Source organism: Longispora albida DSM 44784 (assembly GCF_000379825.1).
GTDB lineage: Bacteria > Actinomycetota > Actinomycetes > Mycobacteriales > Micromonosporaceae > Longispora > Longispora albida.
This window is the reverse complement of the sequence record NZ_KB903813.1, coordinates 403,969-427,513: the sequence shown is the minus strand read 5'-3', so window position 1 is coordinate 427,513 and position 23,545 is coordinate 403,969. Positions and strand designations below refer to the sequence as shown.

Genomic DNA, 23,545 nt, shown 5'->3' with positions numbered 1-23,545 from the left:
GATCCTCCGGCGAGGCCGGCCGGCGGGTACGGGTGCGGAGCCGGCGCCTGAGGTCCGCGAAGCCCCCGCGCCACTCACGCGAGCGCCTTCAGGAACGCGCGGACCGCCTCAGCCGGATCCGCGGCCCCCGACACGGCACCGACAACAGCCACGCCATGCGCACCGGCCGTGACCAGGCCCGGAACACTCTCGGCCGTCACCCCGCCGATCGCGATCACCGGAAGTTCACCAGCTGACCGCGCGATGCCCTCGATCCCGATCGGCGCCTTCTCCGGCTTGATCGCCGTGGCGGAGACCGGGCCGACACCGAGATAGTCGGCACCGTCCACTGTGGTCTTCGAGGTGGCGCCGATGATCGCGGCCGGACCGAGGATCCGCCGGGCGAGCGCCACCGGCAGGTCATCAGCCCCGAGATGCACGCCGTCAGCGCCGAGCGCGAGGGCGATGTCGACCCGGTCGTTGATCAGGCAGGTCGCGCCGTGCGCCCGGCACAGCGCCAGGACCTCGGCCGCGAAGGCCAGGAACTGCCGGTCGCCGGTCCCGTCCTCCACCCTGACCTGGATCAGCGGGGCACCGGCCCCGAGAGCTGAGCGGGTGACGGCGAGCGCGTCGCGCCCCGGACGGGCGTCGGTGAGCACATGCAGACGGCCAAGCACCGTGATCTCCTCCCTGCGCCGGCATGATCCGGATCAGGTTCAACGGTCGGCGGCTCACATCCGCCCTCTCAGCCCGGTCTACCGGACTCCCGTGGGTTCTCGTTCCCTACTGCCCGCCACCATACGCCACCCCGAGCATCCGATTCCAGGGGCAGCGAATGCCAGGCCCGCAAGGGCAGACCAAGACCAGAAAATCTATTTTGTACCCGCTGCCCAGCACCCACCGCGCGCCACCACGTCCCACCTCACCAGGCCACGAGCAGCTCACGGGCGACGGCGGCGACGGCCTGGCGCAGCCGGCGGTAGTAGGTCGCCCGGCTGACACACAGCAGCCGGGCCGCCGCGGCGTTGCACCGCCGGTCGAGGTACCGCAGCCGCAGCAGCCGCCCAGCCTCGGCCAGCTCCGTCACCGGGCTGGCGTCGAGCGAGCCGATCGCGTCGACGAGCCGGCGGCGGAGCGCCCCGGGTACCGGAGTGGCCGGCGAGGCGAGCAGCGGGCTCCGGGCCAGCAGATCCGGCTCGTGCATGCTGTCGAGCGCGTCGCGCACGTGCGTGACCAGCCACTGGTCAGGCCCGGTGTCGAGCCCGAGCCCCGCCAGCCGGTCGAGCCAGCCCGGCAGCTCCGCCCGGGTGAACTTGTGCGCGTGCACCTCCAGCGGCCGCGCCGACCCGTAGACGTTGTCGACACTGTCCCCGTGGTACTGGAAACCGAGGGCCCGGCACAGCCGCTGGTACGCAGGCCAGAACGTCGACGCCACCACCTGCCCCGTCGCCACGCCCACCCCGAGCAGGTCACGAAGCAGGGCCGCGTGCGCGGGCCCTTCCTCGCAATAGGACATTCCCACGAAGATCCCTCCCGTACCGGCGAACCGGTCACCACCCCGCTGGAGCAGCGGCTCGATCACCCCGATGTTCTGCCCGGTCAGCGGCAGCGCGGAGATCGCGCCGGACGTGCGGCCGTCCGCGTTGACCACCACCCGGAAGCCCGACGGGTCACTGGCCAGCCAGCTCGCCACGGTCCGCTCACTGCGCCGGAGATGCAGGCCGCCCCGGTTGGCCCAGTCGCGGGTGAAACGGAGGATGTCCTCGGCGTCCGACGGCACGGCGGCCCGGACATGCGGCTGGGCGGCGCGCGCCGGGAACAGCGTCTCGCGGATCACCGGATCACCACTCAGCCACAGCGCCTGCTCGACCAGCCCGGACGGCGGCTCGCCGGGCGGGCTCGTGACCAGCAGCGCCCTGCGGTGCCGGAGCGTCGCGACGACCGTCCGGCGGTGACTCTGCGGGGAACGCCAGCGGTGCACCAGATCGAACAGCGTCCGGTACGGCTCCTGGACGGCGAGGCCCAGTCTCGTGCGGCTGACGATGCTGAGCGCGGCCAGCTCCTCGTACTCCCCCGGCGGCAGCAGCTCCGCGTCGGCGGCACCCATCGTCGCCAGCCTGGCCAGCAGGCCCGGCTGCTGCCCGAGCCTGCGGAGAATCTCGGTACTCGCCGCATCAGCGAGCGCACCCGGATGCTCGGCGGACTGTCCGGCATGGAGTGAACGGCACAGCCGGTCAGCGATCAGCGGAACCCCACCGGACAGGCCCGCCACGACGTCGAGCTGCTCCTGCTCGGTGATGCCCTGCTTCCTGGCGAACTCGCGGACCTCCTGATCCGACCAGGCCGGCACCCGTACGACAGCCGTGGGCACATCCACCGGCCAGTCCCGCCGGGCCCGCACCGGGAACCGGGTCACCGCGACCACCACCCGGCAACCGAGCCCGCCCAGACTGCCAGCCTCGCGCGGGCTCGCGGCCAGTTCCGCGCACAGAACGCCGGCCGGCACCTCGTCGGCGTCGTCGATCACCGTCACGTACCAGGGCAGCTGACTCGCCTCGATGATCCATGACTTGCCGGACCCGACCGGGCCGACCAGATTCACCAGGCCGCCCTTCCGCAGGCTCATGACCGCCGTCGCCAGCTGGGCCACGACCCGTGAGACGGGGCAGGATCCGGGCTCGACACTGGGGAAGGGCGTCCCGGACCGGGGCGCGGGCACCTGGCTGCGGTGGCAGAACTCCCGCCAGTACGCCGCCTCGGCATCCGTACCGCCCAGCGCGCGGATGATGTCGGCGACCAGCTCGCCGTCGAGCCTGCGGCGGCCGGGGCGGAAGCAGTCGTAGACAGTGGTCCGGCCCGGCTCGCACTCCGAACGGGGCAGGCCGCGTGCGGCCCGGGCCCGGGTGATCCGCCGGACCAGCTCGGTGAACGACGGCCCGCCAGCCGCCTCACGCAGCTTGTTCAGCCCCGCGCTGAGCTCGGTAGGAACAGTGTCCATTGTGGCCTCCGCGTCCCGTGGCAGGTCTGGGGATCCCATCGTTCATACAAACTAAAACGTTCGGGATCGTTCGCAAAGGTAGTGCTCGGGCCAATCACACGCCACGGCCATCAGGCTAGAAAAAACAACGGCTGGAACCCGCCTTTCGGCGGATGCCAGCCGTGGAAACCACTGTCCTCTGTGCTACCTGACATCCCAGACAGGCTCCGGCACTTCCTCGACCTCACCGTCCACATTGAACAGCAGGAACCGGTCGAAGCCCCGGGTGAACCAGCGGTCGTGGGTCACCGCGATCACCGTGCCCTCGAAGCCCTTCAGCCCCTCCTCCAGCGCCTCCGCCGAAGCCAGGTCGAGGTTGTCGGTCGGCTCGTCGAGCAGCAGCAGCGTGGCGCCGGACAGCTCCAGCATCAGCACCAGGAACCGGGCCTGCTGCCCGCCGGACAGCGTCCCGAACGTCTGGTCGCCCTGCGCCGCCAGCTCGTAGCGGTTCAGTACCTTCATCGCGTCGTGCCGGGTCTTGCCCGGCCGGTGCTCGTCGCCGTGCCAGAGCAGGTCGACCAGGGTCCGGTCGTGCATCTCCGGGTGGTCGTGGTTCTGGGAGAAGTGACCGGGGCGCACACGGGCGCCGAGCTTCACGACGCCGTTGTGGGCGACGTGGGCGAGCTTGACCAGCGCCTGCTCCTCCGGGTCCGTCCCGCCCCGGCCGAGCAGCCGGAGGAAGTGGGACTTGCCGGTGCCGTTCGCGCCGAGCACCGCGACCCGGTCGCCGTACCAGACCTCGAAGTCGAACGGGAAGGTCAGATCCTCCAGCTCCAGCTCGGTGCACACCACAGCACGCTTGGCCGTCCGGCCGCCGCTGAGCTTGACCCGGATGTCCTGGTCCTTCGGCGGCAGCGGGGGCGGGCCGTCGGCCTCGAACTTGGCGAGCCGGGTCTGCGCGGCCCGGTACCGCGAGGCCATGTCGGAGTTGTAGGCCGACTTCTGCTTGTACATCAGCATCATCTGGCGGAGCTTCTCGCGCTCCTCGTCCCAGCGCTTGCGGTTCTCCTCGAGCCGGTCGTGGCGGGCGTACCGGGCCTCGTGCCAGCTCGCGAAGCCCCCGGCATGCGTCCACGCCGAGCCACCCTCGACAGCCACCACCCGGTCGGCGGTGTTGGCGAGCAGCTCGCGGTCGTGGGAGACGTACAGGACGCTCTTCGGGGTCTCGCGGAGGCGTTGCTCCAGCCAGCGCTTGGCCGGTACGTCGAGGAAGTTGTCCGGCTCGTCGAGGAGCAGGACCTCCTCCGGGCCGCGCAGCAGCAGCTCCAGTGCGAAGCGCTTCTGCTCGCCACCGGACAGCGTGCGCACCTCCCGGTGCCTGGCCTGCTCCCAGGGCAGGCCCAGGACGGCGACGCTCGCGGTGTCGAAGACGACCTCGGTGTCGTAGCCACCGGCCTCGCCCCAGGCCGCCAGCGCCTCCGCGTAGCGCATCTGGGACCTCTCGTCGCCGGACAGCGCGGCCTCGGCCCTGGCCAGCCGCAGCCCGGCGGCCCGGACGTGCACCGGGGCGAGATTCATGGCCAGCTCGGCGAGGCTCGCCTCCTCCCGGTCGACCATGCTCCACGGCACGTCGTCGTCATACCGGGAGGTCACCGGGCGGAAGAACTGACGCATCACGCCGAGCCCGCCGGCCCGCGCGATGCCGCCCGTCTTCACCGGCAGGTCACCGGCCACCATCCGCAGCAGGGTGGTCTTGCCCGCGCCGTTCGGCCCGACGAGTGCGACCTTCGCGCCCTCACCGACCCGGAACGAGACGTCCTTGAACAGCTCACGCCCGTCAGGAAGCGTGTGCCCAACCCCTGCAACATCGACATAACCAGCCACGCAGTCATCCTCTGCCCTCGGGCGTGCCCGCCGCGACTGACTTTCGTCCAGAACCGCAGACCCTGGTCCGTCCGGGCCTACTCGCCCCGGCCGACCCGCAGGATCCGGTAACCCTTCTGGCTGGCTTCCTTCTCGGCTGCCCAGCCCTGACCGACCAGCCAGTCGCGCAGCGAGTCGCCGCCGAGGTGCTTGGCGACCACCAGCCAGGCCTCGCCGTCCGGGCCCAGCCTGGGCAGCCAGGTCAGCAGCATCTCGTGCAGCGCCTGCTTGCCGATCCGGATCGCCGGATTACTGAAGATCCCATCGAAAACCACGTCGGCGGGCACGTCTTCCGGTTTCGCGGCGATCACCCGGTCGGAAACCCCGAGAGCAAGAGCGTTTTCCTGTACCAGCGCCAGCGCGCGCGAGTTCACGTCGACCGCGTACACCGTCACGTCAGGAGCCTCGCTGGCCAGCACGCACGTGATCGGGCCGTACCCGCAGCCGAGGTCGAGGTACACCCCGCGCCGTGGCCGGGGTGCCTTGCGCAGCAGCACGGCCGTGCCGGCGTCGAGCCGCCCGGCCGAGAACACCCCAGACGACGTGGCCAGCCGGTAGCCGGTGTCATTCACCGTGAATTCAATGGAACTTCGCTTCTCCGGGGTGCCAGGCGCGTCGCTGAAGTAATGGTCCACCCCGACATTGTTCCGGAACGCTTTATCGGCATCCTCGGCGGATTCTGCGAATGGCCAGGCTTAGGTAGTCTGGCGGCCATGACCTACGGTCGGCACTCGGGCGACGACGACGAGTATCCCGAATACGTCCCGGGCCAGTACGGCCAGCGCGGCGGCTATTCCCCTGACCCTGCCCACGGGTACCAGGCGGCCCAGCCACAGCCACCTGCGCAGCCTCAGCCGCCCCGGGGTGGCACGCCGTTCGGGCAGCACACCGCCGACCCGTACGCCCCGCTCCCGCAGCAGCAGCCGCCGTACGACTCCACGCCGTACCCGCAGCCCGAGTACGACCCTGTCTCCGCCCCACCGCCCTACAGCCCGGCCCCCGAGCCGGCCCGCCCCCGGCGCCGTACGCAGAAGGGCTGGCTGGGTGCCCTGGCCGGCGTCCTCGCCGTCCTCCTGCTGATCGGTTTCGGCGTCGGCGCGTACTTCCTGATCGACGAGGCCCCGGCCGGCGCACCCGGCGCACAGGGCTCCGGCTCGGCGGCTCCCGCCCCGCCAGCTGGCGCGCCACCCGGCACCACGGCCGCGGGCAAGAAGGACATCTCGTCCCAGGCGACCGACGCGGCCCCGCTGACCGAGGCCGAGCTCTTCCCCGCCGCTACGCTCACGATCGACACCCGCCAGTACGCAGTGCAGAAGACCCAGTCGCTGACCGACTGCCGGCTCGCGACGACCAGCGACCTCGGCCCGGCGTACCAGAAGCTCGGCTGCACCCAGGTCGTCCGGGCCACCGTCGTCTCGCAGAAGAAGGACTACATCGCGACGATCGGCGTCTTCAACTTCAAGGACGCCACCTCGGCGACCACCGCGAAGAACGAGACGAAGACCCTGCTGGGCTCGGGCAAGGGCTCGATCGCCGGCTGGTCGACCGGCGGCTCCACGGCGATCATCGAGGCCTCGGAGACGTACCTGTCCTGGCTACCCGTCGGCCACTACCTCGCGTACTGCGTCGTAGCCCGCGCCGACGGCAAGAAGCCGGACCCCGCCGACCCGGCCGTCCAGCAGCTTCTCATCGACACCGTCGAGACGTACTTCCGCGGCCAGATCAAGAAGCGCGAAGCCTAGCCACCCAGCGTCCGGACGTTACGCGTCACCTCGGCCCGCGCCAGGTACTCCCCCGGCTCCGGATAGTCCACATTGACCAGTGTGAGCCCGTGCGGCGGCGCGACCAGCACGCCACTGGCCCGGCTCGTGCTCGACAGCAGCCCGCCCGGCCACCCGGCGGGCTTGCGCCCCTCCCCGACAGCGATCAGCGAACCGATCAGGCTGCGCACCATCGAGTGACAGAACGCGTCGGCCTCCACGGTCGCGACCAGCGTGTCCGGGCCGTCCTGGCGCCAGTCGAGCCGCAGCAGGCACCGGACGGTCGTCGCGCCATCCCTGCGCTTGCAGAACGCCGCGAAGTCGTGCTCGCCCAGCAGCAGTACCGAAGCGGCCCGCATCGCCTCCACGTCGAGCCTGCGGGGCCAGCCGATCGTGTTGCGCCGGGCCATCGGATCCGGCCCGGACGGCGCGTCGCAGATCCGGTACTCGTACCGCCGACGCAGCGCCGCGAACCGCGCGTCGAAGTGCTCGGGCGCGGCCACGACCTCGGTGACCCGGACATCCCCCGGCAGCAGCCCGGCCAGCCGGCGCACGATGGTCGGCTCCAGCCCGGCCCACGCCGCCGCCGGTACGTCGATGTGGCAGACCTGCCCCGTGGCGTGCACCCCGGCGTCCGTGCGCCCCGCGACCGTCAGGTTCTCCACGTGGCGGAACACCCGGGCGAGCTCGGTACCCAGCACGCCGGCCACCGTCCGGCGTTCCGGCTGGGCGGCCCAGCCGGAGAAGTCCGTGCCGTCGTACGCCACGGCCAGCCGCAGCCGGACCAGCTCACCCGCAGTCATGTCAGCCCACTCCCCATAAGTAACAGGCCCGCCTCCCCGAAGCGGGAAGACGGGCCTGCTGTGTCTAGCAACCAGGTGCCGGAAGGCAACGACTACTTGTCGCCGTCCTTCTTCTCCTCGGCCGGAGCGTCGTCAGCGTGCTGCACGTTCTCCTCGACCGCGACGTCGGTGGCCTCGGCCGGGGCCGGGGTCTCCTCGGTCTCGCCGGCCAGAGCCGCGACGGCCTCGGCCTTGGCGGCCTTGCGGGCCGCGGTCTTCTTGTTGCTGGTGTTGCTGCTGACCGGCTCGGTCACCAGCTCGATGATCGCCATCGGAGCGTTGTCGCCCTTGCGGTTGCCCGCCTTGGTGATCCGGGTGTAGCCGCCGGGACGCTCGGTCCAGTACTGGGCCAGCTCGTCGAACAGGCGGTAGACGACGTCCTTGTCGCGGATGACCTTCGCGACCTCGCGGCGGGCGTGCAGGTCACCGCGCTTGGCCTTGGTGATCAGCTTCTCCGCGTACGGACGCAGCCGGCGGGCCTTGGTCTCCGTCGTGGTGATCTTGCCGTGCTCGAACAGGGACTGGGCCAGGTTCGCCAGGATCAGCCGCTGGTGCGCCGGGCTGCCGCCAAGACGGGCACCCTTGGTGGGCGTAGGCATGGGTATAGCTCCTCAGAAGGTAAGCCGCAGCGCTTTAGAGCTGCTCGTCTTCGCGGTACTTGTCGCCGTCGTCGTCGGCGTCGTCATCTCCGGTCGCCGTGGCCACGGGGCCGGCGGCGTCCAGGGACTCGTCGTAAACATCGTCGGAGTAGTCCCCGACGATCGTCGACGGGTCGAAGTTCGGCGCCGAGTCCTTGAGGCCGAGGCCCATGCCGATCAGCTTCAGCTTGACCTCGTCGATGGACTTCTGCCCGAAGTTACGGATGTCGAGCAGGTCAGCCTCAGTGCGGCCGATCAGCTCACCCACCGTGTTGATGCCCTCGCGCTTGAGGCAGTTGTAGGACCGGACCGTGAGGTCCAGCTCCTCGATCGGCAGCGCCAGGTCGGCAGCGAGCTGCGCGTCCTGCGGCGACGGGCCGATGTCGATGCCCTCGGCGGTCTCGTCCAGCTCCCGGCACAGGCCGAACAGCTCGACCAGGGTGGAACCGGCCGAGGCCAGCGCCGTCCGGGGGGAGATCGAGTTCTTGGTCTCGACGTCGATGATCAGCTTGTCGAAGTCAGTACGCTGCTCGACACGCGTGGCCTCGACGCGGTAGGTGACCTTGAGCACCGGGGTGTAGATCGAGTCGACCGGAATCCGGCCGATCTCCTGGCCCGACTGCTTGTTCTGCGCGGCGTTCACGTAGCCACGGCCCCGCTCGACGGTCAGCTCGATGTCGAGCCGGCCCTTGCCGTTCAGGGTGGCCAGGTGCAGATCCGGGTTGTGGATCGACACGCCGGCCGGCGGCTGGATGTCGCCAGCGGTCACCGGGCCGGGGCCCTGCTTGCGCAGGTACATGGTCACCGGCTCGTCGTGCTCGGAGCTCACGCAGAGCTGCTTGACGTTGAGCACCAGCTCGACCACGTCCTCCTTGACACCGGGGATCGTGGTGAACTCGTGCAGCACGCCGTCGATCTTGATGCTGGTAACAGCAGCACCGGGGATCGAGCTGAGCAGGGTGCGCCGCAGCGAGTTGCCGAGCGTGTAGCCGAAGCCCGGCTCGAGCGGCTCGATCGTGAACTTCGACCGCGCCTCGGTGATCGACTCCTCGGAGAGGGTCGGCCGCTGGGTGATAAGCACAATATCCTCCAAAACGGGCGTCCGCTATATGACGCCGAATGTTGGGGTAGCCGGCCCGGTAACTGGTTACCGAGCCGGCCGGTTGAGCACTACTTGGAGTAGAGCTCGACGATCAGCTGCTCCTGGACCTGGGTGTCGATCACCTGGCGGGCCGGGAGGTTGTGCACGAGCACCTTGAGCTGGCTCGGGATGACCTCGAGCCAGGCCGGCACCGTCCGGGCGCCGGCCGTGGCGGCGGCGATCTGGAACGGCGTCAGGGCCCGCGACTTCTCACGGATCTCGACGATGTCGTGCTCGGCGACCCGGTACGACGGGATGTCGACCTTCTTGCCGTTCACGAGGACGTGACCGTGCTTGACGACCTGACGGGCCATGTCACGCGACTGGGCGAGGCCAGCGCGGTACACGACGTTGTCGAGGCGGGTCTCGAGGATCACCAGCAGGTTCTCACCGGTCTTGCCGGTGCGCCGGTTGGCTTCCTCGTAGTAACGGACGAACTGCTTCTCCAGCACGCCGTAGATACGGCGGGCCTTCTGCTTCTCACGAAGCTGGAGCAGGTACTCCGTCTCCTTCGGACGACCACGGCCGTGCTGGCCGGGCGGGTAAGGCCGGGACTCCAGCGGGCACTTCGGGCCATCGCACTTGCTCCCCTTGAGGAACAGCTTGACCTTCTCGCGCCGGCAGCGGCGGCAGTCGGCACCTGTGTAACGAGCCATGTTGACTAAATCCTCCGCTACCTAGACCCGACGACGCTTCGGCGGACGGCAGCCGTTGTGCGGCTGCGGCGTCACGTCGGAGATCGTGCCGACCTCGAGACCGGCGGCGGTCAGAGACCGGATCGCCGTCTCACGGCCGGAGCCGGGACCCTTGACGAACACGTCCACCTTGCGCATGCCGTGCTCCATCGCGCGGCGAGCGGCGGCCTCGGCGGCCAGCTGCGCGGCGAACGGAGTCGACTTACGCGAACCCTTGAAGCCCACCTGGCCGGAAGAGGCCCAGGAGATGACGGCACCGGTCGGGTCGGTGATCGAGACAATGGTGTTGTTGAACGTGCTCTTGATGTGAGCGTGCCCGTGGGCAACGTTCTTCTTTTCCTTACGCCGGACCTTCTTGGCGGCCCCGGCGCGTGCCTTCGGTGGCATTAGCTATGCGCTCCTAGAACTCGGCTGCTACTTCTTGCCCGGCTTCTTCTTGTTCGCGATCGTCCGCTTCGGACCCTTGCGGGTACGCGCGTTCGTCCGGGTCCGCTGACCCCGCACAGGCATGCCCTTGCGGTGGCGGATGCCCTGGTAGCAGCCGATCTCAATCTTGCGCCGGATGTCGGCGGCGACCTCGCGGCGCAGGTCACCCTCGACCTTGAAGTTGGCCTCGATGTAGTTACGGAGCTGGAGAACCTCTTCGTCCGTGAGGTCCTTCGTCCGCTTGTTGGGGTCGATGCCCGTGGCCGAGCAGAGCTCGACAGCGCGGGTACGGCCAACCCCGTAGATGTACGTGAGCGCGATCTCAAGCCGCTTCTCGCGGGGGAGATCGACGCCGACTAGACGTGCCATGTGTGGGCGTGCTCCTCGTCAATGTCTCGGAGGTCTGCGCCCATCCCATCCCTGCCTGCCCAGACAGGGCCCCGGCCTCCGACCGGGGGTTCGGCCACATGGGAACCGATACGCGATGCGCTTCGGCGTCCCCCGCGGCTGGGACGAGCCTGTACTACCTGATGCGGTAGGAGTTCTGCGGTGCCTAACCCTGGCGCTGCTTGTGGCGCGGGTCGTCACAGATGATCATGACCCGGCCGTGGCGCCGGATGACGCGGCACTTGTTGCAGATCTTCTTAACGCTCGGCTTAACCTTCACGGCTGCGCCTTACTGATGAAACGGACACGGAACAACCCAGGCCGTCACTTGTAACGGTAGACAATGCGACCCCTGGTGAGGTCATAAGGCGAAAGCTCGACGACGACCCGGTCCTCCGGCAGGATACGGATGTAGTGCTGCCGCATCTTGCCACTGATGTGAGCCAGTACACGGTGACCGTTCGCGAGCTCCACCCGGAACATGGCGTTCGGCAGTGGCTCGATGACCCGGCCCTCGATCTCGATGGCCCCGTCCTTCTTCGGCATGTCCTCCGCTAACGTGACGTAGGGTTACAACAAGGCACGCATTGTCCTGCCAGCCGCGGCCCATTCTCGCTACCCGGGAAGCGCTCCAAGGCATGGAAGGGTGGACGCAGCGCGCCGATAGATGAGTCTAGCCAACCCGATGAGCGAACACCAAACCGGCCCCCGGTACACGCGGTCGGGCGTGTCAGGGCTTACAGCCCGCCCGGTCAGGGACGGCACACGAAAACGGTCATCGCGCGGGTCACCGGGAAGTATCCACGCTCGTCGAACTTCGCCTTCGCGAGGTCACCGGCCAGTTCGAGGACGCCGGTGCCCTGGTAACCCTGGATCGAGTTGAGGCTCCCGACGTAGGCCAGGACAGGCTCCAGGTCCGGGACGCGCACCTCGTCCAGCTGGTGGTGCGCGGTGACCGACGAGAAGACCGGCTCCAGGTGGGCCGGGGCTGCCTCTGCGGTGAAGGACTCCCGCGACCACACCGGCACGTGCTCGACGTCCAGCCGCTCGGCCGCCTCCCGCACGATGTCCAGGAACTCCTGGGTGTGGATCAGCGAGTTCGTCGCGACGAGCACCCGGCCCTCCGGCTTCACGACCCGGCGGAGTTCGCGCAGCGCCGCGTCCACGTCCGGCACGTGGTAGAGCATGTGCATGCACAGAGCAAGATCAAATTTTCCGGTACCCACGGGGAGCCGCTGGGCGTCAGCCACCCCGGTCAGCCCGTGCTCACCGGCAGCCCGGGCCATCCCCGCCGAGTAGTCCAGCCCGGCCACCAGGCCACGGTGCCCGCGAGCCCGCAGGTTCTCCAGGTACCGGCCGTTGCCGCAGCCCACGTCGATGACCAGCTCGTCCCCGGACAGCTCAGCCAGGTCGAGCGCCACGTCGAAGACGCTCCGGCCGCCGTAGTGCGACCACAGCGACTGGCGGGCGGCCAGGTTGTTCTTCGTCGCGTACTGGGCGGCGTTGTGTTCCCTGCTCGTCAGCGCACTCATCCCGCGATCCTGCCCGCGCGGGACGGGTTACCGCCACCCCATGATCGTGGGACCCCTCATGCTGCTATCACGACATGAGGGGTCCCACGATGCGTCAGCAGCCGGTACCGTCGCAGGTACCAGAGAAAGAGGGTTAGGCGCGAGCCGCGGCACTCAGCAGCTCGGCGGGCAGGCGGCTGGCGCCACCGTCAGCGGCCGTCAGCACCCACACGCCGTCTTCGAGGATGGCGATGCTGTGCTCGACGTGCACGGCCATCGAGGCGTCCTTGGTGACGACGGTCCAGCCGTCGTTCAGCTCGACGACCTTCGCCGAACCCTCCGTGATCATGGGCTCGATCGCCAGCGCCATCCCGGCCTTGAGCGCCGGACCCCGGCCCGGACGGCCGTAGTTGTGCACGTGCGGGTCCTGGTGCATCTCGGTGCCGATGCCGTGGCCGCCGTAACCGCGCACGGTGCCGTACTTACCGACGGTGCGGACGCCCGTCTCGACGGCGTGCCCGATGTCGGAGAGCCGGCCACCGTCCTTCGCCGCGGCGATGCCAGCCCACATGCCGGCCTCGGCGGCCTCGATCATGGTGAGCAGCTCCGGCCGGACCTCGCCGACCGGGACCGTGATCGCCGAGTCGCCGTGCCAGCCGTCCACAATGGCGCCGCAGTCGATCGAGATCAGGTCGCCGTCCTTCAGCACCTGCGTCTTGCGCGGGATGCCGTGGACGACCTGCTCGTTCACCGAGGCGCAGATCGTGGCCGGGAAACCGTGGTAGCCCTTGAACGAGGGGATGCCGCCCTGCGAGCGGATGTTCTCCTCGGCCAGCTCGTCGAGCTCACCCGTCGAGATGCCCGGCCGGACCGCCGCCCGCAGCTTCGCCAGGGTGTCGGCCACCAGCAGCCCCGCGACCCGCATCTTGCGGAACTGCTCCGGGGTCTTGTATTCGATCTCGTCCCCGTACAAACCTGCTCAGCTCCCTAGGCTCTCTTGCTCCCCGTCGTGTGCGGGGACTAGCTCCCGTAGGAGCGCAGCGCGTCGATCGCCCGGATCGTGATGTCCTCCACGGTGCCGGTCGCGTCGATGCCCACCAGCTTGCCCTGCGCGCCGTAGAAGTCGACCAGTGGCGCGGTGTCCCGGGCGTACACCCGCAGCCGCTCCTCGATCGTCTCCGGCTTGTCGTCGTCACGCTGGTACAGCTCGCCGCCGCAGTTGTCGCAGACACCGGGCTTCACCGTCGCGTCGAACTCGACGTGCCAGATCTTCTTGCAGCTGCGGCAGTTACGCCGGCCAGCCAGCCGCCGGACCACCTCGTCGTTGTCCACGACGAGCTCCAGCACGACGTCCAGGGCTGCGCCCATGTCGGCCACGATCTTGTCCAGCGCCACGGCCTGCGGCACCGTCCGGGGGAACCCGTCGAGCAGGAACCCGTCCGCGGCGTCCGCCTCGGCCAGCCGGTCACGGACCATGTTGATGGTGACCTCGTCCGGGACGAGGCCGCCAGCGTCCATGTACCGCTTGGCCTCGACACCGAGCGGGGTGCCCTGCGAGACGTTCGCCCGGAAGATGTCCCCGGTCGAGATCTTCGGCACCGACAGATGCGCCGCGATGAACTCTGCCTGGGTGCCCTTACCGGCGCCCGGGGGCCCGACTAGTACAAGTCTCACGCGACTGCCACCTCACTGCACTTACCCCGCGCCACTACCGCAGGAATCCTTCGTAGTTGCGCTGCATGAGCTGGCTCTCGATCTGCTTGACCGTCTCCAGGCCCACACCGACGATGATCAGCACGGCTGTACCACCGAACGGGAAGTTCTGCAGGTTGCCGCCCACCAGGTCCATGAACAGGTTCGGCAGGACCGCGATGATGCCCAGGTACAGCGCACCCGGCAGCGTGATCCGGCTCAGGATGAAGTCCAGGTACTCGGCGGTCGGCTTACCCGGGCGGATACCCGGGATGAAGCCGCCGTACTTCTTCATGTTGTCCGCGACCTCGGTCGGGTTGAACGTGATCGCGACGTAGAAGTACGTGAAGAAGATGATCATCGCGAAGTAGATCCCGATGTGCCACGGGCTCTGCTGCTGCACGATGTTGTTCTGGATCCAGACGGCCCACTTCGGCATCTTGTCCGCCTCGAACAGCTGCAGGCCGAGCGTCGGCAGGTACAGCAGGGAGGAGGCGAAGATGACCGGGATGACGCCGGCCTGGTTGACCTTCAGCGGGATGTAGGTCGAGGTACCGCCGTACATCCGGCGGCCGACCATCCGCTTGGCGTACTGCACCGGGACGCGACGCTGCGCCTGCTCGATGAAGACCACCAGGCCGATGATGACGACACCAATGATCATGACCAGGGCGAAGATGCCCTTGCTCTTCTGCCAGATCTGCCAGCCCTCGCTGGGCAGCCGGGCAGCGATCGAGGTGAAGATGAGGACGGACATGCCGTTACCGACGCCGCGGTCGGTGACCATCTCACCCAGCCACATGATCACACCGGTACCGGCGGTCATGGTGATCACCAGCGCGGTCAGCGTCAGCCACATCGGGAGCATCGTGCTCTCCGGGATGGCCTGCTGGTCCGGCGCGGTGCACTGGTTGTTGAAGAGCTGGCCGGAGCGGGCGAGGGCCACGAAGCCGGAAGCCTGGAGGACCGCGAGGCCCAGCGTCAGGTACCGCGTGTACTGCGTGATCTTCGCCTGGCCGGCCTGCCCCTCCTTCTTCAGCTGCTCAAGCCGCGGGATGACCACGGTGAGCAGCTGGAGGATGATGCTCGCCGTGATGTAGGGCATGATGCCCAGCGCGAACACGGTGAGCTGGAGGAGAGCACCCCCGGAGAACAGGTTCAGCAGGGTGAAGACCTGGTTGTTCTCGCCGCCCTGAAGGATGTCCATGCACCGCTGCACGTTCCCGTAGGAGACGCCGGGGCTCGGAATCGTGGCACCGAGGCGGTAGACCGCGACGATGAAGAGCGTGAAGAGGATCTTCTTGCGCAGGTCAGGCGTGCGGAACGCACTGAAAAATGCGGAGAGCAACGACTTCCTCCTGCGCCAACGGCCACGGGGGGTGGCCTGAAGCCTGTGAGGTAGCACCCGGGCGGGCACCACCGGTTGGGGGGTGTAAAGCCTTTGAGGTGTAAAGCCTAGCTGCGACCGGACTCTAACAGGACAAGCCCCTTCCGGTCAGGGGGGCCGTCCAGAGAACTGTTACGCGGTGGGAGAAACAGCGGCCGTCCGGCGAGCCGGAAAGACCCCCAAGCGAGAGCGGACCCTGTCCTCAGAACGTTCCCCATTTTGCTGGGAAACGCGAACTGTGGACAGGGCCCAGCCGCAACTCGTTACAGCTCGGTGACCGAGCCGCCAGCGGCCTCGATCTTCGCCTTGGCGGAACCGCTGAACGCGTTCGCCGTGACGTCGAGCTTCACGCCATCGAGCTCACCGGTGCCGAGCACCTTGATGAGCTGGCCCTTGCGGACCGCGCCGGCCTTGACCAGCTCGACCGGGCCGATGCTGCCGCCGTTCGGGAACAGCTCGGCGAGACGGCCCAGGTTGACCACCTGGAACTCGACCCGGAACTTGTTCTTGAAGCCCTTGAGCTTCGGCAGCCGCATGTGCAGCGGGACGTTACCGGACTCGAACCACTCGTGCATGGAACGACGGGCCTTGGTGCCCTTCGTACCGCGACCAGCGGTCTTACCCTTCGAGCCCTCACCGCGACCCACACGGGTCTTGTCGGTCTTGGCACCCGGAGCGGGGCGCAGGTGGTGGATCTTGATCGTCATCGTTACTCGACCTCCTCAACCTTGACGAGGTGACGGACGGTGTTGATCATGCCCCGGATCTCGGGACGATCCTCTTTGACCACCTCATCGTTGATCCGCTTCAGGCCAAGCGTCCGCAGCGTCTCACGCTGGTTCTGCTTGCCACCGATCCCGGACCGGAGCTGGGTGACCTTCAGGCGTGCCATCTCATGCCCCCACAGCCGCACGCGCCCGCAGCATGGCGGCCGGCGCGACATCCTCGACCGGAAGACCACGGCGAGCCGCGACCTGCTCCGGCGATTCCAGCATCTTCAGAGCAGCGACCGTCGCGTGCACGATGTTGATCGCGTTCGACGAGCCCTTGCTCTTGGACAGCACGTCGTGGATACCGACGCACTCCAGCACGGCACGCACCGGGCCACCGGCGATAACACCGGTACCGGGGCTGGCCGGCTTCAGGAGCACGACACCAGCGGCGTCCTCGCCCTCGACCGGGTGCGGGATCGTGGAAGCGATCCGCGGCACCTTGAAGAAGTGCTTCTTGGCCTCCTCGACACCCTTGGCGATCGCCGCGGGCACCTCCTTGGCCTTGCCGTAACCGACGCCAACGGTGCCGTCGCCGTCGCCCACCACGACCAGCGCGGTGAAGCTGAACCGACGACCACCCTTCACAACCTTCGCGACGCGGTTGATCGCAACCACGCGCTCCAGGTGCGGCGTCTTCTCCTGGGCCTGGCCCCGGCCACCCTCGCGACGATTGTCACGACGGTTGCCCTGGCCACCACCCTCGTTACCCGTGCCAGCGGTACCCGAACCCCCGCCACGGCGCTGTGGACCTGCCATCAGCTTCTCCTACCTCTCGTGACGAGTTAGAACTCGAGCCCGGCTTCACGGGCGGCGTCGGCCAGAGCCGCGATGCGGCCCGTGTACCGGTCGCCACCGCGGTCGAAGACGACCTTGGTGATGCCGGCAGCCTTGGCGCGCTCGGCGACCAGAGTACCGACCTGGGTGGCGAGGGCGCTCTTGCTGCCCTCAGCGGTACGCAGCGAAGCCTCGATCGTCGAGGCCGAAGCCACGGTGACACCCTTGGTGTCGTCGACGATCTGGGCGACGATGTGCCGCAGCGAACGGGTGACCACCAGGCGAGGACGCTCGGCGGTGCCGTTGACGTTCTTGCGCACCCGGAAGTGCCGGCGCGCGCGGGCGACCCGGCGAGTGGCACTGATGCCACCACCGTTGCGGCGCTTGAGCAGCGAGGCCGTCACTTCTTACCTGCCTTTCCAGCCTTGCGGCGGACGTTCTCACCCTGGTACCGCACACCCTTGCCCTTGTACGGCTCCGGCGGGCGGATCTTCCGGATGTTCGCGGCCACCTCGCCGACCTGCTGCTTGTCGATGCCCTCGACAGAGAAGATGGTCGGCTTCTCCACCGCGAAGGTGATCCCCTGCGGTGCGGCGACGACGACCGGGTGCGAGAAGCCCAGAGCGAACTCCAGGTCCGAGCCCTTGGCCGTCACGCGGTAACCGGTGCCCTGAATTTCCAGGGTCTTCTTGTACCCGGTGGTGACCCCGACGATCATGTTGGCCACGAGCGTACGGGACAGCCCGTGCAGCTCCTTGGCCTTGCGCTCGTCGTTGGGCCGGATCACCGAGATCTGGCCGTTGTCCTCGCGCTCAGCCGTGATCGGCTCGGCGAGGGTGTGCTCCAGTGAGCCCTTCGGGCCCTTCACCTTGACGGTCTGACCGTCGATGGTGATGTCCACCCCGGAGGGGACGTCAATCGGCTTACGCCCAATACGCGACATTGTCTGTGCCCCTTACCAGACGTAGGCGAGGACTTCCCCGCCCACCCCTCGCTTGCGGGCCTGCCGGTCGGTGAGCAGTCCCTGTGACGTCGAGATGATCGCAACGCCCAGGCCGCCGAGCACCCGAGGAAGCTCGGGGGACTTGGCGTACACCCGGAGACCGGGCTTGGACACGCGGCGGATGCCTGCGAGGCTCCGCTCCCGGTTCTGGCCGAACTTCAGCTCCACCAGGAGCGTGCGGCCAACGGCGCCCTCAGCGGGCTCCTCGACGACCCAACCGGTGATGTAGCCCTCGGCCTTGAGGACCTCGGCGATGTTCGCCTTGATCTTCGAGTAGGGCATTTTCACCTGGTCGTGGTACGCCTGGTTGGCGTTGCGCAGACGCGTGAGCATGTCTGCGATCGGGTCGGTCATCGTCATCGGTTTAAATCAGCCTTTCTCGCCGCGGTTCCCACCGGGTCTCCCCTGCCGGGCCTACGGCGAAGCGCAGTGGCTAAGTAGATCGGTTACCAGGAGGCCTTGGTCACGCCGGGGAGCTCGCCACGGTGGGCCATCTCCCGGATGCACACCCGGCACAGGCCGAACTTGCGGTACACGGCCTTCGGCCGGCCGCACCGCTGGCAGCGGGTGTACGCGCGGACCGCGAACTTCGGCTTCGCCGCCGCCTTGAGAATCAGCGCCTTCTTAGCCATTAGTTCTCCTTGAACGGGAAGCCCAGGAGCTTGAGCAGCACCCGGCCCTCGTCGTCGGTCTTCGCGGTGGTGACCACGGTGATGTCCATACCCCGGACGCGGTCGATCTTGTCCTGGTCGATCTCGTGGAAGGTCGACTGCTCGGACAGGCCGAACGTGTAGTTGCCGTTACCGTCGAGCTTGCGGCCGTCGAGGCCACGGAAGTCGCGGATACGCGGCAGCGAGATGGACAGCAGCCGGTCCAGGAACTCCCACATCCGGTCGCCGCGCAGGGTCACCTTGGCGCCGATCGGCATGCCCTCACGCAGCTTGAACTGCGCGATGGACTTGGTGGCCTTACGAACCTGCGGCTTCTGGCCGGTGATCGTGGTGAGGTCGCGCAGGGCGCCCTCGATGAGCTTGGCGTCGCGGGCCGCGTCGCCGACACCCATGTTCACGACGACCTTGACCAGGCCGGGGATCAGCATCGGGTTGGCGTAGCTGAACTGCTCCTGCAGCCCGGCCTTCACCTCTTCGCGGTACCGCGTCTTGAGGCGCGGCGCCACCTTCTCAGCCGTCGTCATCACAGGTCCTTACCGTTGCTGCGTGCGATCCGGACCTTGGCACCGGACTCGTCGATCCGGTAACCGATGCGGGTCGGCTTGTTGTCGCTGTCGACCACCGCCACGTTGCTCACGTGGATCGGGGCCTCCTGGGTGATGATGCCACCGGTCTTCGCGCCACGCTGGGTGGTGCGGATGCTGGTGTGCTTCTTGACCCGGTTCACGCCCTCGACCAGGACCTTGTCGAGCTTCGGGTAGGCCGCGATGACCTTGCCCGTGACGCCCTTGTCCTTGCCGGCCAGAACGATGACCTTGTCGCCCTTTTTGATCTTCATGGCCTACAACACCTCCGGTGCGAGGCTAACGATCTTCATAAACCGCTTGTCGCGCAGCTCACGGCCGACCGGGCCGAAGATACGCGTACCGCGGGGGTCGCCACCATCCTTGATGATGACGGCCGCGTTCTCGTCGAAGCGGATGTACGAGCCGTCCGGGCGGCGCCTCTCCTTGGCCGTGCGAACGACGACCGCCTTGACGACGTCGCCCTTCTTCACGCCGGCCGCGGGGATCGCGTCCTTGACGGTGGCCACGATGACGTCGCCGATGCTCGCGTAGCGCCGACCGGAGCCGCCGAGAACACGGATGCACAGGATCTCCCTGGCACCGGTGTTGTCGGCGACGCGCAGTCGCGACTCCTGCTGGATCACGTCAACTCCTGTTGTCTCGCCGGTTCTCTACCCTGCTCGGGCTAGAGCCTGGCGGAACTAGCCGGTTACTTACTTGGCCTTCTCGAGGATCTCCACGACCCGCCACCGCTTGGTGGCGGACAGCGGCCGGGTCTCCATGAGGAGAACACGGTCGCCGATGCCGCAGGCGTTGGCCTCGTCGTGGGCCTTGAGCTTGCTGGTCCGGCGCAGCACCTTGCCGTACAGCGGGTGCTTGACGCGGTCCTCGACCGCCACAGTGACGGTCTTGTCCATCTTGTCGCTGACGACCAGGCCCTCACGCGTCTTGCGACGGTTGCGGGCCTCGGCCTCCACGTTCTCGTTCACGGTCTCGCTCATGACGCCACCTCGGTCGGCGCGGCGCTCAGACCCAGCTCGCGCTCACGCATGATCGTGTAGATCCGGGCAATCTCCTGCCGGACCACCTTCAGGCGCCGGTTGTTGTCCAGCTGCCCCGTCGCGGCCTGAACCCGCAGGTTGAACAGCTCGGCCTTCGCCTCGGCCAGGCGCGTCTTCAGCTCCTCGTCGGAGACCTCACGCACCTCGGCAGCCTTCGTCACCGCCGTCATCACGCCTCACCCACTTCGCGCTTAACAATGCGGCACTTCATCGGCAGCTTGTGGATCGCGCGGCGCATGGCCTCACGCGCGATCGCCTCGTTCGGGAACGCCATCTCGAACAGGATCCGGCCCGGCTTGACGTTCGCGACCCACCACTCCGGCGAACCCTTACCGGAACCCATGCGGGTCTCGGCAGGCTTCTTGGTGATGGCCTGGTCCGGGAAGATCGTGATCCAGACCTTGCCGCCACGCTTGATGTGACGGGTCATGGCGATACGAGCGGACTCGATCTGCCGGTTGGTCACGTACGCCGGCTCGAGAGCCTGGATGCCGAACTCACCGAAGACAACGCGGGTGCCACCCTTGGCCGCGCCGGAACGGCTCGGCTTGTGCGGCTTACGGAAGCCCTTCGGGGGCTTACGCGGCATCAACATCTGCTCAGCCCTCCTTGTTCTCTACCGGTGCCGAGGCACCGGCGGCGTTCTCGCTGGCCAGCTCCGCTGCGACAGCGCGGCCAGCCTCAGTGCTGTGCCCGGTGGTGCCGGTCGCACCCGAGCGGCCACCCCGGCGGGGGCGGTCCGAGCGGGGCTCGCGACGCGGACGGCCGGTGGGCGCCTGCTCGACCTGCTCGCGGCCGGCGATGTGGTCGCCCTTGTAGATCCAGACCTTCACGCCGATCCGGCCGAAGGTCGTCCGGGCCTCGAAGAAGCCGTAGTCGATGCCGGCCCGCAGCGTGTGCAGCGGCACGCGACCCTCACGGTAGAACTCCGTGCGGCTCATCTCGGCGCCGCCGAGACGGCCGGAGACCTGAACCCGGATGCCCTTGACCATCGGGTTCTTCATCGCCGACTGCATCGACTTGCGCATGGCGCGACGGAAGGAGACCCGGCTGGACAGCTGCTCGGCAACGCCCTGGGCAACCAGCTGCGCGTCCGACTCGGGGTTCTTCACCTCGAGGATGTTCAGCTGGACCTGCTTGCCGGTCAGCTTCTCGAGCTCGCCACGGATCCGGTCGGCCTCGGCACCCTTACGGCCGATGACGATGCCCGGACGGGCGGTGTGGATGTCGATGCGGACCCGGTCACGGGTGCGCTCGATGTCCACCTTGGAGATACCCGCGCGCTCGAGGCCCTTGGACATCATCCGGCGGATCTTGACATCCTCCGCGACGTAGTCCTTGTAGAGCTTGTCGGCGTACCAGCGCGACTTGTACTCGGTGCTGATGCCGAGACGGAACCCGTGCGGGTGAACCTTCTGACCCATTACTCCGCGCTCTCCTTCTCGGCAGCCGGCGCTGCGGCCTTGGCCTTCTTGACCGGCGCCGCGGCCTGCACGCTCTCCACCACGATCGTGATGTGGCAGGTCCGCTTGCGGATCCGGTACGCCCGGCCCTGCGCCCGCGGCCGGAACCGCTTCAGCGTCGGACCCTCGTCCACGAAAGCCTCAGCCACGAGCAGCGAGTCGGGGTCAAGCCGCTCGTTGTTCTCGGCGTTGGCGATCGCGCTGGCGAGCACCTTGTAGATCGGCTCGCTGGCAGCCTGCGGCGCGAACTTGAGAACCGTGAGCGCCCGGTTGGCAGGCAGGCCACGGACCAGGTTGATCACCCGCCGCGCCTTACTCGGCGAGATGCGCACGTGGCGCGCAACCGCCCTTGCGCCCGGAAGCGCTGGAGCGTCGCCCTTAACTGGCATCGCTGTAAACCCCTACTCGTCGATTCCCGGCCGGTTAGCGCCGACGGCTCTTGCGGTCGTCCTTCTCGTGACCCTTGAACGTGCGGGTCAGGGCGAACTCGCCGAGCTTGTGCCCGACCATCGCCTCCGAGATGAAAACAGGCACGTGCTTGCGCCCGTCGTGCACGGCGATCGTGTGACCCAGGAAGTCCGGGGTGATGGTCGAACGCCGCGACCAGGTCTTGATCACGTTCTTGGTGCCCTTTTCGTTCTGGACATCCACCTTCTTCTGAAGGTGGTCGTCCACGAAGGGACCCTTCTTGAGACTGCGAGGCATCTCTCGTTACTCCCGGACTAACCGCGCTTGCGGGTCGCGTAGCGACGACGAATGATGAGCTTGTCGCTGGCCAGGCCCTTACGGCGGGTGCGGCCTTCCTTCTTGCCGTTGGGGTTGACCGGGTGACGACCACCCGAGGTCTTACCCTCACCACCACCGTGCGGGTGGTCAACCGGGTTCATCGCGACACCACGGACGGTCGGGCGCTTGCCCTTCCACCGCATACGGCCGGCCTTACCCCAGTTGATGTTGGACTGCTCAGCGTTGCCGATCTCGCCGACCGTCGCGCGGCAGCGCAGGTCGACCCGGCGCATCTCGCCCGAGGGAAGGCGCAGGATGGCGTAGGCGCCGTCCTTACCCTGGAGCTGGATGCCAGCGCCGGCCGAGCGGGCCATCTTCGCGCCGCCGCCCGGACGCAGCTCCACGGCGTGCACCGTGGTACCGGTCGGGATGTTGCGCAGCGGCAGGTTGTTACCCGGCTTGATGTCGGCGTTGACGCCGGCCTCGATCCGGTCGCCCTGCTTGATGTCCTTCGGCGCGAGGATGTAACGCTTCTCGCCGTCGGCGTAGTGCAGGAGCGCGATGCGCGCGGTGCGGTTGGGGTCGTACTCGATGTGCGCGACCTTGGCCGGCACACCATCCTTGTCCGCCCGCTTGAAGTCGATCAGACGGTACTGGCGCTTGTGCCCCCCGCCCTGGTGCCGAACCGTGATCCGGCCCTGCGCGTTGCGGCCACCCTTCGAGTGCAGGGGGCGCAGCAGCGACTTCTCCGGGGTGCTACGCGTGATCTCAGCGAAGTCGGAGACGCTGGAACCACGGCGACCCGGGGTCGTCGGCTTGTACTTGCGGATGCCCATTTACCTACTCCTCGTCAGCTGACCGGGCCGCCGAAGGCCTCGATCCGGTCGCCCGGGGCCAACGTCACGATCGCGCGCTTGGTGTCCTTGCGCTTGCCCCAGCCGAACTTGGTGCGCTTGCGCTTACCCTCGCGGTTGAGCGTGTTCACCGACTCGACCTTGACGCTGAAGATCTGCTGGATAGCGATCTTGATGTGCGTCTTGTTGGCGTCGGGGTGAACCAGGAACGTGTACTTGTTCTGGTCCAGCAGGCCGTAGCTCTTCTCAGAGACGACCGGCTGAAGGATGACGTCCCGCGGGTCGTTGAAGCTCAC

General features: G+C 68.0%; 35 protein-coding genes and 1 riboswitch. Of the genes, 1 reads left to right on the top strand and 34 read right to left on the bottom strand.

The window, feature by feature from the left end; translation table 11 throughout:
- Positions 1-74: 74 nt before the first annotated feature.
- The 4 genes from thiE to A3G1_RS0102070 form a co-directional block, all read right to left on the bottom strand.
- Entirely contained in the window at positions 75-662 is a 588-nt protein-coding gene (gene thiE, locus A3G1_RS0102090; protein WP_026211717.1) for a thiamine phosphate synthase, read from the bottom strand.
- Positions 650-759, bottom strand: a riboswitch (TPP riboswitch). It overlaps the preceding gene by 13 nt.
- 142 nt (positions 760-901) lie before the next feature.
- Complete coding sequence (locus tag A3G1_RS38000) at positions 902-2,977, bottom strand: hypothetical protein (protein WP_018347798.1); 2,076 nt, start codon at positions 2,975-2,977, stop codon at positions 902-904.
- 183 nt (positions 2,978-3,160) lie between these two features.
- Positions 3,161-4,840 (bottom strand): ABC-F family ATP-binding cassette domain-containing protein, encoded by a 1,680-nt coding sequence (locus tag A3G1_RS0102075; protein ID WP_018347797.1) that lies wholly within the window; start codon positions 4,838-4,840, stop codon positions 3,161-3,163.
- Positions 4,841-4,917: 77 nt separating this feature from the next.
- Positions 4,918-5,514, bottom strand: a complete 597-nt coding sequence (locus A3G1_RS0102070) for a class I SAM-dependent methyltransferase (RefSeq protein WP_018347796.1) — start codon at positions 5,512-5,514, stop codon at positions 4,918-4,920.
- A 78-nt stretch (positions 5,515-5,592) separates the two neighbouring features.
- Between A3G1_RS0102070 and A3G1_RS0102065 the strand changes: the two genes are divergently transcribed.
- Positions 5,593-6,621: a hypothetical protein gene (locus tag A3G1_RS0102065; RefSeq protein ID WP_018347795.1), complete on the top strand. Its 1,029-nt coding sequence runs from the start codon at positions 5,593-5,595 to the stop codon at positions 6,619-6,621.
- On the opposite strand, the gene truA is transcribed toward A3G1_RS0102065, so the two are convergent.
- The 30 genes from truA to rplW form a co-directional block, all read right to left on the bottom strand.
- On the bottom strand, positions 6,618-7,442 hold the full coding sequence (truA, locus tag A3G1_RS0102060) for a tRNA pseudouridine(38-40) synthase TruA (protein ID WP_018347794.1): 825 nt from the start codon (positions 7,440-7,442) through the stop codon (positions 6,618-6,620). The genes A3G1_RS0102065 and truA overlap by 4 nt on opposite strands.
- Before the next feature lie 92 nt (positions 7,443-7,534).
- Positions 7,535-8,080 carry a 50S ribosomal protein L17 gene (rplQ, locus tag A3G1_RS0102055; protein WP_018347793.1) on the bottom strand — a complete coding sequence of 182 codons (546 nt, stop codon included), beginning with the start codon at positions 8,078-8,080 and terminating at the stop codon, positions 7,535-7,537.
- Between the two features lie 34 nt (positions 8,081-8,114).
- Positions 8,115-9,200: a DNA-directed RNA polymerase subunit alpha gene (locus A3G1_RS0102050; protein ID WP_018347792.1), complete on the bottom strand. Its 1,086-nt coding sequence runs from the start codon at positions 9,198-9,200 to the stop codon at positions 8,115-8,117.
- An 89-nt stretch (positions 9,201-9,289) separates the two neighbouring features.
- The gene (gene rpsD / locus A3G1_RS0102045; RefSeq protein ID WP_018347791.1) at positions 9,290-9,916 is read right to left on the bottom strand and encodes a 30S ribosomal protein S4; all 627 of its coding nucleotides are present in this window, start codon (positions 9,914-9,916) and stop codon (positions 9,290-9,292) included.
- A 21-nt stretch (positions 9,917-9,937) separates the two neighbouring features.
- On the bottom strand, positions 9,938-10,342 hold the full coding sequence (rpsK, locus tag A3G1_RS0102040) for a 30S ribosomal protein S11 (RefSeq protein WP_018347790.1): 405 nt from the start codon (positions 10,340-10,342) through the stop codon (positions 9,938-9,940).
- A 27-nt stretch (positions 10,343-10,369) separates the two neighbouring features.
- The gene (rpsM, locus tag A3G1_RS0102035) at positions 10,370-10,750 is read right to left on the bottom strand and encodes a 30S ribosomal protein S13 (RefSeq protein ID WP_018347789.1); all 381 of its coding nucleotides are present in this window, start codon (positions 10,748-10,750) and stop codon (positions 10,370-10,372) included.
- A gap of 184 nt (positions 10,751-10,934) precedes the next feature.
- Complete coding sequence (gene rpmJ / locus A3G1_RS39345; protein WP_020520458.1) at positions 10,935-11,048, bottom strand: 50S ribosomal protein L36; 114 nt, start codon at positions 11,046-11,048, stop codon at positions 10,935-10,937.
- A 44-nt stretch (positions 11,049-11,092) separates the two neighbouring features.
- The gene (gene infA, locus A3G1_RS0102025) at positions 11,093-11,314 is read right to left on the bottom strand and encodes a translation initiation factor IF-1 (protein WP_018347787.1); all 222 of its coding nucleotides are present in this window, start codon (positions 11,312-11,314) and stop codon (positions 11,093-11,095) included.
- A gap of 206 nt (positions 11,315-11,520) precedes the next feature.
- Positions 11,521-12,300 (bottom strand): class I SAM-dependent methyltransferase, encoded by a 780-nt coding sequence (locus A3G1_RS37995; protein ID WP_018347786.1) that lies wholly within the window; start codon positions 12,298-12,300, stop codon positions 11,521-11,523.
- 133 nt (positions 12,301-12,433) lie between these two features.
- Positions 12,434-13,252, bottom strand: a complete 819-nt coding sequence (map, locus tag A3G1_RS0102015) for a type I methionyl aminopeptidase (RefSeq protein ID WP_018347785.1) — start codon at positions 13,250-13,252, stop codon at positions 12,434-12,436.
- A 47-nt stretch (positions 13,253-13,299) separates the two neighbouring features.
- Complete coding sequence (locus tag A3G1_RS0102010; RefSeq protein ID WP_026211716.1) at positions 13,300-13,953, bottom strand: adenylate kinase; 654 nt, start codon at positions 13,951-13,953, stop codon at positions 13,300-13,302.
- A 34-nt stretch (positions 13,954-13,987) separates the two neighbouring features.
- The gene (gene secY / locus A3G1_RS0102005; protein WP_018347783.1) at positions 13,988-15,319 is read right to left on the bottom strand and encodes a preprotein translocase subunit SecY; all 1,332 of its coding nucleotides are present in this window, start codon (positions 15,317-15,319) and stop codon (positions 13,988-13,990) included.
- A 302-nt stretch (positions 15,320-15,621) separates the two neighbouring features.
- A complete protein-coding gene (gene rplO / locus A3G1_RS0102000; RefSeq protein WP_018347782.1) occupies positions 15,622-16,065 on the bottom strand; it encodes a 50S ribosomal protein L15 in 444 nt (147 codons plus the stop codon).
- 2 nt (positions 16,066-16,067) lie between these two features.
- Entirely contained in the window at positions 16,068-16,250 is a 183-nt protein-coding gene (gene rpmD, locus A3G1_RS0101995; protein WP_026211715.1) for a 50S ribosomal protein L30, read from the bottom strand.
- A gap of 1 nt (position 16,251) precedes the next feature.
- Entirely contained in the window at positions 16,252-16,887 is a 636-nt protein-coding gene (rpsE, locus tag A3G1_RS0101990; protein ID WP_018347780.1) for a 30S ribosomal protein S5, read from the bottom strand.
- A 26-nt stretch (positions 16,888-16,913) separates the two neighbouring features.
- The gene (rplR, locus tag A3G1_RS0101985) at positions 16,914-17,309 is read right to left on the bottom strand and encodes a 50S ribosomal protein L18 (RefSeq protein WP_018347779.1); all 396 of its coding nucleotides are present in this window, start codon (positions 17,307-17,309) and stop codon (positions 16,914-16,916) included.
- Entirely contained in the window at positions 17,306-17,848 is a 543-nt protein-coding gene (rplF, locus tag A3G1_RS0101980) for a 50S ribosomal protein L6 (protein ID WP_018347778.1), read from the bottom strand. The genes rplR and rplF overlap by 4 nt, the downstream gene beginning before the upstream one ends.
- A 12-nt stretch (positions 17,849-17,860) precedes the next feature.
- Complete coding sequence (gene rpsH / locus A3G1_RS0101975) at positions 17,861-18,268, bottom strand: 30S ribosomal protein S8 (RefSeq protein WP_018347777.1); 408 nt, start codon at positions 18,266-18,268, stop codon at positions 17,861-17,863.
- 86 nt (positions 18,269-18,354) lie between these two features.
- Positions 18,355-18,540 carry a type Z 30S ribosomal protein S14 gene (locus A3G1_RS0101970; protein ID WP_018347776.1) on the bottom strand — a complete coding sequence of 62 codons (186 nt, stop codon included), beginning with the start codon at positions 18,538-18,540 and terminating at the stop codon, positions 18,355-18,357.
- Complete coding sequence (rplE, locus tag A3G1_RS0101965; protein ID WP_018347775.1) at positions 18,540-19,103, bottom strand: 50S ribosomal protein L5; 564 nt, start codon at positions 19,101-19,103, stop codon at positions 18,540-18,542. The genes A3G1_RS0101970 and rplE overlap by 1 nt, the downstream gene beginning before the upstream one ends.
- Positions 19,103-19,417 carry a 50S ribosomal protein L24 gene (rplX, locus tag A3G1_RS0101960; protein ID WP_018347774.1) on the bottom strand — a complete coding sequence of 105 codons (315 nt, stop codon included), beginning with the start codon at positions 19,415-19,417 and terminating at the stop codon, positions 19,103-19,105. The genes rplE and rplX overlap by 1 nt, the downstream gene beginning before the upstream one ends.
- Positions 19,418-19,420: 3 nt before the next feature.
- A complete protein-coding gene (rplN, locus tag A3G1_RS0101955) occupies positions 19,421-19,789 on the bottom strand; it encodes a 50S ribosomal protein L14 (protein WP_018347773.1) in 369 nt (122 codons plus the stop codon).
- Between the two features lie 69 nt (positions 19,790-19,858).
- On the bottom strand, positions 19,859-20,134 hold the full coding sequence (gene rpsQ, locus A3G1_RS0101950; protein WP_211216213.1) for a 30S ribosomal protein S17: 276 nt from the start codon (positions 20,132-20,134) through the stop codon (positions 19,859-19,861).
- A gap of 8 nt (positions 20,135-20,142) precedes the next feature.
- Positions 20,143-20,376: a 50S ribosomal protein L29 gene (rpmC, locus tag A3G1_RS0101945; RefSeq protein WP_026211714.1), complete on the bottom strand. Its 234-nt coding sequence runs from the start codon at positions 20,374-20,376 to the stop codon at positions 20,143-20,145.
- On the bottom strand, positions 20,376-20,801 hold the full coding sequence (rplP, locus tag A3G1_RS0101940; protein ID WP_018347770.1) for a 50S ribosomal protein L16: 426 nt from the start codon (positions 20,799-20,801) through the stop codon (positions 20,376-20,378). The genes rpmC and rplP overlap by 1 nt, the downstream gene beginning before the upstream one ends.
- A 4-nt stretch (positions 20,802-20,805) precedes the next feature.
- Positions 20,806-21,630, bottom strand: a complete 825-nt coding sequence (gene rpsC, locus A3G1_RS0101935) for a 30S ribosomal protein S3 (RefSeq protein ID WP_018347769.1) — start codon at positions 21,628-21,630, stop codon at positions 20,806-20,808.
- On the bottom strand, positions 21,630-22,058 hold the full coding sequence (rplV, locus tag A3G1_RS0101930; protein WP_026211713.1) for a 50S ribosomal protein L22: 429 nt from the start codon (positions 22,056-22,058) through the stop codon (positions 21,630-21,632). The genes rpsC and rplV overlap by 1 nt, the downstream gene beginning before the upstream one ends.
- A gap of 34 nt (positions 22,059-22,092) precedes the next feature.
- Entirely contained in the window at positions 22,093-22,374 is a 282-nt protein-coding gene (rpsS, locus tag A3G1_RS0101925) for a 30S ribosomal protein S19 (RefSeq protein ID WP_018347767.1), read from the bottom strand.
- Between the two features lie 17 nt (positions 22,375-22,391).
- Complete coding sequence (rplB, locus tag A3G1_RS0101920; RefSeq protein ID WP_018347766.1) at positions 22,392-23,231, bottom strand: 50S ribosomal protein L2; 840 nt, start codon at positions 23,229-23,231, stop codon at positions 22,392-22,394.
- 14 nt (positions 23,232-23,245) lie between these two features.
- Entirely contained in the window at positions 23,246-23,545 is a 300-nt protein-coding gene (gene rplW, locus A3G1_RS0101915; protein WP_425411372.1) for a 50S ribosomal protein L23, read from the bottom strand.

Excerpts from the sequence above, each read along its gene's own strand:
- rplO (WP_018347782.1), bottom strand. The coding sequence starts at position 16,065 with ATGACGATCAAGATCCACCACCTGCGCCCCGCTCCGGGTGCCAAGACC.
- rpsK (WP_018347790.1), bottom strand. The coding sequence starts at position 10,342 with ATGCCACCGAAGGCACGCGCCGGGGCCGCCAAGAAGGTCCGGCGTAAG.
- rplX (WP_018347774.1), bottom strand. The coding sequence starts at position 19,417 with ATGAAGATCAAAAAGGGCGACAAGGTCATCGTTCTGGCCGGCAAGGAC.
- rplP (WP_018347770.1), bottom strand. The coding sequence starts at position 20,801 with ATGTTGATGCCGCGTAAGCCCCCGAAGGGCTTCCGTAAGCCGCACAAG.
- A3G1_RS0102065 (WP_018347795.1), top strand. The coding sequence starts at position 5,593 with ATGACCTACGGTCGGCACTCGGGCGACGACGACGAGTATCCCGAATAC.
- rplV (WP_026211713.1), bottom strand. The coding sequence starts at position 22,058 with ATGCCAGTTAAGGGCGACGCTCCAGCGCTTCCGGGCGCAAGGGCGGTT.
- rplE (WP_018347775.1), bottom strand. The coding sequence starts at position 19,103 with ATGACGACGGCTGAGAAGGTGGCGCCGCGCCTCAAGACGCGGTACCGC.
- rpsM (WP_018347789.1), bottom strand. The coding sequence starts at position 10,750 with ATGGCACGTCTAGTCGGCGTCGATCTCCCCCGCGAGAAGCGGCTTGAG.
- infA (WP_018347787.1), bottom strand. The coding sequence starts at position 11,314 with ATGCCGAAGAAGGACGGGGCCATCGAGATCGAGGGCCGGGTCATCGAG.
- A3G1_RS38000 (WP_018347798.1), bottom strand. The coding sequence starts at position 2,977 with ATGGACACTGTTCCTACCGAGCTCAGCGCGGGGCTGAACAAGCTGCGT.
- rpsD (WP_018347791.1), bottom strand. The coding sequence starts at position 9,916 with ATGGCTCGTTACACAGGTGCCGACTGCCGCCGCTGCCGGCGCGAGAAG.
- rpsS (WP_018347767.1), bottom strand. The coding sequence starts at position 22,374 with ATGCCTCGCAGTCTCAAGAAGGGTCCCTTCGTGGACGACCACCTTCAG.
- rpsH (WP_018347777.1), bottom strand. The coding sequence starts at position 18,268 with ATGACGATGACCGACCCGATCGCAGACATGCTCACGCGTCTGCGCAAC.
- A3G1_RS37995 (WP_018347786.1), bottom strand. The coding sequence starts at position 12,300 with ATGAGTGCGCTGACGAGCAGGGAACACAACGCCGCCCAGTACGCGACG.
- rpmC (WP_026211714.1), bottom strand. The coding sequence starts at position 20,376 with ATGACGGCGGTGACGAAGGCTGCCGAGGTGCGTGAGGTCTCCGACGAG.
- A3G1_RS0101970 (WP_018347776.1), bottom strand. The coding sequence starts at position 18,540 with ATGGCTAAGAAGGCGCTGATTCTCAAGGCGGCGGCGAAGCCGAAGTTC.
- rpsC (WP_018347769.1), bottom strand. The coding sequence starts at position 21,630 with ATGGGTCAGAAGGTTCACCCGCACGGGTTCCGTCTCGGCATCAGCACC.
- rplB (WP_018347766.1), bottom strand. The coding sequence starts at position 23,231 with ATGGGCATCCGCAAGTACAAGCCGACGACCCCGGGTCGCCGTGGTTCC.
- rpmD (WP_026211715.1), bottom strand. The coding sequence starts at position 16,250 with ATGGCACGCCTGAAGGTCACCCAGCTCCGGTCCGGGATCGGTGGCAAG.
- rpsE (WP_018347780.1), bottom strand. The coding sequence starts at position 16,887 with ATGGCAGGTCCACAGCGCCGTGGCGGGGGTTCGGGTACCGCTGGCACG.
- rplQ (WP_018347793.1), bottom strand. The coding sequence starts at position 8,080 with ATGCCTACGCCCACCAAGGGTGCCCGTCTTGGCGGCAGCCCGGCGCAC.
- truA (WP_018347794.1), bottom strand. The coding sequence starts at position 7,442 with ATGACTGCGGGTGAGCTGGTCCGGCTGCGGCTGGCCGTGGCGTACGAC.
- rplF (WP_018347778.1), bottom strand. The coding sequence starts at position 17,848 with ATGTCGCGTATTGGGCGTAAGCCGATTGACGTCCCCTCCGGGGTGGAC.